We start from the raw sequence: 6,762 nt of genomic DNA, 5'->3' as shown, positions 1-6,762 counted from the left end.
CCGAAGGATAAGATGGAAAACCCCCTGTGGCGGGCCGGGAGCCCGCCCGTTTTCTGTTTGAAGGGATATGGGAGGAAACATGAAACTCTTTGTCAGCGACAAGGCGTTCTATCGGACCCTTGTTACAATCGCAGTGCCGATTGCATTGCAGAATCTCATCACCGTCGCAGTATCGATGATGGACACCCTGATGATCGGGCAGCTTGGCGAGACGCAGCTGTCCGCGACCTCGATCGCAAACCAGCTCTGGTTTATGCTGATGATCGTCTGTTTTGGGGTATCGGGCGGCGCGAATGTCCTGATTGCGCAGTTCTGGGGGAAAAAGGATGTTGAGACCATCAGGCGGATCGAAGCGATGACCTTTAAGGTCGGCTTTGTTTCTGCGATTATTTTCAGCCTGATCGCGCTCATTTTCCCGACCCAGTTTATGTCAATCTTCACGACTGAAACCGCGGTCATCGAATATGGCGCGCAGTATCTGCGGATCATCGGCTGGTCGTACCCACTGTATGCGCTTGCGAATATGTCGATCATGATGCTGCGGTCGATCGGTACGGTCAACATTTCGGTGGTGGTCTATCTGACTTCGCTCGTCGTCAACACCACCCTGAACTACATGCTGATCTTCGGCAACTTCGGCGCGCCGCGGCTGGAAATCCGCGGCGGCGCGATCGCGACCTGCGTCGCGCGTGTGAGCGAATTTTTGATCGCGGTCGGTTATATCCTGTGGAAGGAAAAGAAGATCCGTTTTTCGCTGCGGGACCTTCTGCCGAACAACCGGCCGCTTTATGGAAAATATGTCTCCATTTCCATTCCGGTTATCGGCAACGAGCTGATGTGGGGACTTGGCGTGTCGATGGTCGCCGTGGTCATCGGACGGATGGGTACGAATTTCGTCGCGGCGAACAGCATCTATTCGGTTTTGAACCAATTGGTTTCGGTGATCATATTCGGCGTGGGCAACGCGGCGCTCACCATCGTGGGCAACACGATCGGTTCGGGCGACATCGAGCGTGCCAAGCAGCGTTCGATCACCCTGTTCGCGCTGTCAATCCTGCTGGGAATCTTTTCGGCTGTGGTCACGCTGCTGCTTTCTCCGGTTTTTGTCTCGATGTATGAGCTGTCAGCCGAAACCATTGCGATTGCGCTGGCCATCAATCGGGTCGGCGCGCTGATCGTCTTTTTCCAGGCGATCGCAATGGTCGGAATGGTGGGGGTTCTGCGCGCGGGCGGCGACGCAAAGTTCGTGCTGGTCTGCGAGGTGATCTTCCTGTGGGGCGTCGCGGTACCGCTTGGATTCTTCACCGGGCTTTGGCTCGGCTGGCCCGCACCCGCGGTGTTCCTGGTGCTCAAGTGCGACGAGATCCTCAAAACGGTCGTTTCTTCGGTACGGATTTGCAGGTTCCGCTGGCTGCGGGATGTCACGGTTTAGGCTGTATGGATGGAAAATAAAATCGGATTTTGGAAAATTTCACAAAACCATGCCGAAAAGATTGCAGTTTTTCAAAAAGCTTGACAAAAGGAAAAGTTGACGCTATAATAAAACTTGCATCAGCTTAGACGACGTGCTGACACGTTGGAATTTGGGAGAGCTTAAATGGACAGGACTTCACAATCTGCACTTTTGAGAGGCATGCGTGATGAAGAGCTGGCCAGGCTTGCCAAAGACGGCGACAACGATGCATTGACAGCGCTGATCCAGCGCTTCGCCCCGCTTGTACAGTTGCGCGCCAGAAGTTACCTGCGCAATGAACTGGATGCAGATGATCTGTATCAGGAAGGGATGATCGCCCTTCTGAAAGCGGTGCGTAACTACCGCGACGACCTGCCCGGCAGCTTTAAGACCTTTGCTACCGTGTGCGTGAACAACAAGATGCTCAGCGCGGTAAAAGCCCATATGCGGGATAAAAACGCCCCCATGCGCGGATATGTTTCCCTGAGCGGGTCCGACGCCCCTGAGCAGCTTGGTGTTGTGGCTGCCGGAGACGACCCGGAACTGTTGGTGATCCGCAATGAGGAAACCGATGCCCGCAACCGGCGAATCGAAAACCTTTTGTCTATCTTCGAACGGCAAGTTTTACAATTGTACCTCAGCTCCTACTCCTATGACGAGATGTCAAAACAACTCGGCTCATCCACGAAAGCTGTTGACAATGCCTTGCAAAGAGTGCGGCGAAAGCTGCGGAATGTGTTCACCTGCGAGTGAGCCTTTCGCAAACCCTATCCTGTGACAGTCCCGAGAGGGATTGCATAAAAAATACCCTTTGGCGCCATTGGCAGAGCTTGATTTCAATCTCGGTCCACGCAGTTCCAGCGGGTAAATCCAAATTTTAAGCGAGGTAACCAAAATGTACACTGACAAAACACTGACATGCAAAGAGTGCGGATCCGAGTTTGTTTTCACCGCTGGTGAACAGGAATTCTACGCAGAGAGAGGCTTCGTCAACGAGCCCCAGCGCTGCAAAGCTTGCCGTGACGCCCGTAAAAACAGCACCAGACCCCAGAGAGAGATGTTCACCGCGACCTGTGCTTCCTGCGGATGCGAAGCGAAAGTTCCGTTCCAGCCGCGTGAGGACCGTCCGGTCTACTGCTCCGACTGCTTTGCCAAGATGAAAGAGCAGCAGTAATCCACTGAATGCTTTCAGGCCGCCGTTTTGATACGGCGGCCTTTTTCATGCCTTAACGGGCGGAAACTTTCCGCATGTGTACTCCCGGTATTGCCTGGATACGGGAAACGTGCTATAATTTTCCCAATCAAAGACTTTAAAATTGGAGGCTTTCAAAATGACCTATACAAAGGATACCCTCATCGGCGAAGCGCTCGACCACGACGTTTCCCTCGCCAAATACTTCATTGAAATGGGTATGCACTGCCTGGGCTGTCCGTCATCCCGCGGAGAAACCATCGAAGAGGCCTGCCAGGTGCACGATGTGGACTGTGACGACCTGCTCAGAAAACTCAACGCCCATGAGGGCGCGAAGAACGTTATGGCCTGATGGAAAAGCTGCCAAGACTTGACGCGCGGCTCGCCGCCATCGCTTCCATGGTGCGGGATGGCGCGCGCTGCGCCGACATTGGTACCGACCACGGCTACCTGATTGCCTGGCTGCTTGCCAGCGGAAAGGCGCCGTTTGGGTTCGCGTGTGACATCAACCAAAAGCCGCTCGAAAAGGCGGCTTTCACTTTGTCCGCATACAGGGTGCGGCATCGGGCAAAACTCCTTTTATGCGATGGCTTGGCGGACATCCGGCCGGGCCAGGTGGACGACATCGTGATCGCGGGGATGGGGGGCGACCTTATCTGGGAGATCCTAGGCCGCCCTGACTGGACCCGCGACGCCGGCCTGCGGTTTCTCCTGCAGCCGATGACCAAGCACGAACGGCTGCGACGCGCGCTGTACGCAAACGGTTTTGCAATTCTGCGGGAAAAGGCTGTGGTGTCGAGATATTTTCCTTATATCGTGATGCAGGCGGCTTACACTGGACAGACGCGGGAGCTTGACGACGCGTCCGCCTGGGTGGGAGAACTGCTCACCAGCCCGGACCCGGCCGCGCGGCAGTATGTTGCGAAAGTGGCCCGGCAGGTGCGGGAAAAAGTGGAAGGCCTGAAACGATCCTCCCTGGACAGCGAAGAGCTTGCGCGGTATGCCGCGCTGCTGGAAAAATTGGAAGGCGGGAACTGATATGGCAACGGTGAAACATGTATATGACGTCATCAATGAAGCGGCGGATTTTTCTACCGCCATGGACTTTGACAACCCGGGTTTGCTGGTCGGCGATCCGGAGGAAATGGTGCGCGGTACGGTGGTCGCGCTCGACGCGACCGATGCGGTGATTGCGGAAGCGGCCGGCCGCGGCGCGAACCTGATCGTGACCCATCATCCGGTCATTTTCCACCCCATCAAAAAAGTCACGGCCGACATGCCGGTTTATAAGCTGGTGCGCGCGGGGATTTCGGTGATCAGCGCGCACACCAATCTCGACAAGGCTCCGGGCGGCGTGAATGATATCCTCTGCGCGCGGCTGGGACTGCAGAATGTCGCGGTTGTGGGTGAGGACGGGATGCTGCGGGCAGGGACGCTTGCGCGCGGCATGACGCCGCCGGAGTTCGCCTATTATGTCAAGCGGCTGCTGGACGACCAGGCAGTGCGCTACTGCGACGGCGGACGCGCCGTCGAAAGGGTGGCGGTCTGCGGCGGCAGCGGCGGCAGTTTCCTGGCAGAGGCGGCCGCGAACGGCTGTCAGGCGCTTGTCACCGGCGACGTGAAACACGATGTGATGCTCGATGCGGTGCGCATGGGGATCACGGTGATCGATGCCGGGCATTACGGCACCGAACGGTTCGTGGTGGAATATCTGGCTGAACTCTGCAAAAGGGCGCTGCCGGATGTGCCGGTCGCTGTCGCGCATGCGGATGCCTCGCCGACCACCACCATCTGATCCGACAAATGAAATTTACCGCCGAAGGAGTTCTATATGGCTGCAATTTCCCTGCTTGAAACCCACGATTATAACGAACGGACGGTGCGCGAGGCAATCGCGCGCCATTTTTCCATACTCGGAGCGGACGACCTTCGTCCGGGAATGAAGGTTGTCGTGAAACCGAATCTCATTATGCGCTGCAAGCCGGACCGCGCCGCCACCACTCATCCGGCGATGATCGAGGCGGTGGTGCGCCATTTACAGGGAATGGGGATCACCGATATCGTGATTGCGGACAGTCCAGGCGGTTTATATACGCCGCAGGTGCTTTCCGCGGCCTATGAGCTGACCGGATACGCCGAGGTGGCCCGCCGGTGCAAGATCACCTGCAACACCGCGTGCGGTTCTCGGGAACTGCATGTCGCCGAAGGCCGGCTCTGCCGTTCTTTCGATATCATTGATCCCATTGCTGACGCGGACTACGTGATCAATATCTGTAAACTCAAGACCCACTGCATGACGACCCTGTCGTGTGGGATTAAAAATCTCTTCGGCTGCATCCCGGGGCTGCTCAAGCCCCAGCTGCATTACCGTTTTCCGGACAGCGCGCGGTTTGTGCAGATGCTGATCGACCTTTCGCTGCTCATCCGACCGGGGCTCACAATTGTCGATGGGATAGACGCAATGGAAGGCGACGGTCCGACCGGCGGCATGCCGCGGCATGTCGGGATCACGGCTGCGGCGCGCGGGGAAAACTTTTACGCGCTCGATCTGGTGATGGCGCATCTGATCGGGCTGACGCCCAAAGAGGTGCCGATGCTTGCGGAAGCGGTTAAACGGGGGCTTTGTCCGGGAAATTGGCAGGCGGTGGAGATATTGGGGGATGCGGATGCCGCCGACCGGCTGGCGGTGCCCGATTTTGCGCTGCCTGCGAGCAAGACGCTTAACTTTGCGGGCAATGTGCCGGGCTTTTTGCGGCCGGCTGTACGCTGGCTCGAGCCGCATCTGGCCTCAAAGCCAAAAATCCGCACGCAGGACTGCATCGGATGCGGAAAATGCGCCGAAAGCTGTCCGGCAAAGACGATTGCGATTGCTGGGCGCAAGGCCAGTATTGATTATTCCAACTGCATCCGTTGTTTTTGCTGCCATGAGATGTGTCCGGTGAAGGCCATTGATATCAAGTCACCGAAGGTATTCCATTTCTTTTCAAAAAGCAAATCCGACTGAAAGAGCCGGGAAACTTTTGTAGAATCCGCGCAAAAGAAGGCAAACGGACTGGCAAAAGAGGGAGAAATCTGGTAAAATAAAGATGCAGAAAAGGGAAACAGAAGGGGAAGGTGATCCTGATGAAAAAGACGGTAATCGTCGAAGCCCCGGGAAAAATCAACCTGTCGTTTGACATCACCGGCAAACGTGCCGATGGCTATCACAATGTGGATACGATTATGCAGACGATCGACCTGTGCGATACAGTGACCATTTCACGCATGGATCAGAAGGGGATCTTTATCTCCTGTGACCGGCCGCGCATCCCCTGCGATGAAACCAATTTCGCTCACATTGCGGCACAGAAGTTCTTTGCGGAATTCGGCCAGCCGGATACGGGCATTTCAATCGATATCCAGAAGCGGCTGCCGGTTCAGGCGGGACTTGCCGGCGGCAGCGCCGATGCGGCCGCCGTGCTGATGGGGCTTAATGTGTTTTTTGACGTGAACGAAGATCTGTTCAGGCTTTGCAGGCTTGGCGCCGAAGTGGGAGCGGACGTGCCATTCTGCCTGATGGGGGGTACTCAGCGGGCCACTGGGATCGGGGAACGGCTTGCGGAGGTGGAGGAACTGCCCAGATGCCAGATCCTGATTGCGAAGCCCCCGGCGGGCATCTCCACAAAGGAAGCGTACGCGCGTTACGATGAACGGGGCGGGGAGAACCATCCGGACATTGAATATCTCTTAAAACAGCTTCGGATGGACAACCTCAAAGACTTTTCCGCCAGTATGTATAACGTCCTCGAAGAAGTTGCGTATCTTCCGGAAATCCCAGCGATTAAACGGAAGATGATCTCCTGCGGCGCGCTGGGCACGCTGATGAGCGGGAGCGGATCGGCGGTGTTCGGTATTTTTGACAGCCGTTCGCTTGCCAAGCACTGTATGCGCAAGCTCTATGATATGTCTGAAGCGGTTTTTCTGGCACGGCCGGCGCCGCATGGCGCTGTGGTGCTGGATGTGCGCGAATAGAAACTACATAGCAATAAAAGTTCACGAAGTGGCGTCAGGCTTTCGATACAGATAGGCGATATCTGATAGGGAAAGTTCGATCGACGGGCTTTCCCCTGAAAAGGGT

Annotated in this window: 8 protein-coding genes; all 8 read left to right on the top strand. The window is 56.3% G+C overall.

Annotated elements, in window-relative coordinates; translation table 11 throughout:
* The first annotated feature begins 79 nt into the window (after positions 1-79).
* Positions 80-1,432, top strand: coding sequence for an MATE family efflux transporter (locus DWV16_RS14890; protein WP_066460164.1), 1,353 nt, complete (start codon positions 80-82; stop codon positions 1,430-1,432).
* Positions 1,433-1,597: 165 nt separating this feature from the next.
* Positions 1,598-2,206, top strand: a complete 609-nt coding sequence (locus DWV16_RS14885) for a sigma-70 family RNA polymerase sigma factor (protein ID WP_066460162.1) — start codon at positions 1,598-1,600, stop codon at positions 2,204-2,206.
* Positions 2,207-2,348: 142 nt separating this feature from the next.
* The gene (locus tag DWV16_RS14880; RefSeq protein ID WP_066460160.1) at positions 2,349-2,627 is read left to right on the top strand and encodes a zinc-ribbon domain containing protein; all 279 of its coding nucleotides are present in this window, start codon (positions 2,349-2,351) and stop codon (positions 2,625-2,627) included.
* 157 nt (positions 2,628-2,784) lie between these two features.
* Positions 2,785-2,997, top strand: coding sequence for a DUF1858 domain-containing protein (locus DWV16_RS14875; protein WP_066460157.1), 213 nt, complete (start codon positions 2,785-2,787; stop codon positions 2,995-2,997).
* A complete protein-coding gene (locus DWV16_RS14870) occupies positions 2,997-3,683 on the top strand; it encodes a class I SAM-dependent methyltransferase (protein WP_118480010.1) in 687 nt (228 codons plus the stop codon). The genes DWV16_RS14875 and DWV16_RS14870 overlap by 1 nt, the downstream gene beginning before the upstream one ends.
* A 1-nt stretch (position 3,684) precedes the next feature.
* Positions 3,685-4,440, top strand: a complete 756-nt coding sequence (locus DWV16_RS14865) for a Nif3-like dinuclear metal center hexameric protein (protein ID WP_158572927.1) — start codon at positions 3,685-3,687, stop codon at positions 4,438-4,440.
* 36 nt (positions 4,441-4,476) lie between these two features.
* Positions 4,477-5,649, top strand: coding sequence for a DUF362 domain-containing protein (locus DWV16_RS14860; protein ID WP_118480006.1), 1,173 nt, complete (start codon positions 4,477-4,479; stop codon positions 5,647-5,649).
* Positions 5,650-5,768: 119 nt separating this feature from the next.
* Positions 5,769-6,656, top strand: coding sequence for a 4-(cytidine 5'-diphospho)-2-C-methyl-D-erythritol kinase (ispE, locus tag DWV16_RS14855; RefSeq protein ID WP_118480004.1), 888 nt, complete (start codon positions 5,769-5,771; stop codon positions 6,654-6,656).
* Positions 6,657-6,762: the final 106 nt, after the last annotated feature.

This window comes from Anaerotruncus sp. AF02-27, from assembly GCF_003465835.1.
Taxonomy (GTDB): Bacteria; Bacillota; Clostridia; order Oscillospirales; family Ruminococcaceae; genus Anaerotruncus; species Anaerotruncus rubiinfantis.
This window is presented reverse-complemented; position numbering and strand designations above follow the sequence as displayed.

Bases quoted from the DNA above. Each gene is read 5' to 3' on its own strand.
- DWV16_RS14865 (WP_158572927.1), top strand. From the start codon at position 3,685: ATGGCAACGGTGAAACATGTATATGACGTCATCAATGAAGCGGCGGAT.
- DWV16_RS14870 (WP_118480010.1), top strand. From the start codon at position 2,997: ATGGAAAAGCTGCCAAGACTTGACGCGCGGCTCGCCGCCATCGCTTCC.
- DWV16_RS14875 (WP_066460157.1), top strand. From the start codon at position 2,785: ATGACCTATACAAAGGATACCCTCATCGGCGAAGCGCTCGACCACGAC.
- DWV16_RS14880 (WP_066460160.1), top strand. From the start codon at position 2,349: ATGTACACTGACAAAACACTGACATGCAAAGAGTGCGGATCCGAGTTT.
- ispE (WP_118480004.1), top strand. From the start codon at position 5,769: ATGAAAAAGACGGTAATCGTCGAAGCCCCGGGAAAAATCAACCTGTCG.
- DWV16_RS14885 (WP_066460162.1), top strand. From the start codon at position 1,598: ATGGACAGGACTTCACAATCTGCACTTTTGAGAGGCATGCGTGATGAA.
- DWV16_RS14860 (WP_118480006.1), top strand. From the start codon at position 4,477: ATGGCTGCAATTTCCCTGCTTGAAACCCACGATTATAACGAACGGACG.
- DWV16_RS14890 (WP_066460164.1), top strand. From the start codon at position 80: ATGAAACTCTTTGTCAGCGACAAGGCGTTCTATCGGACCCTTGTTACA.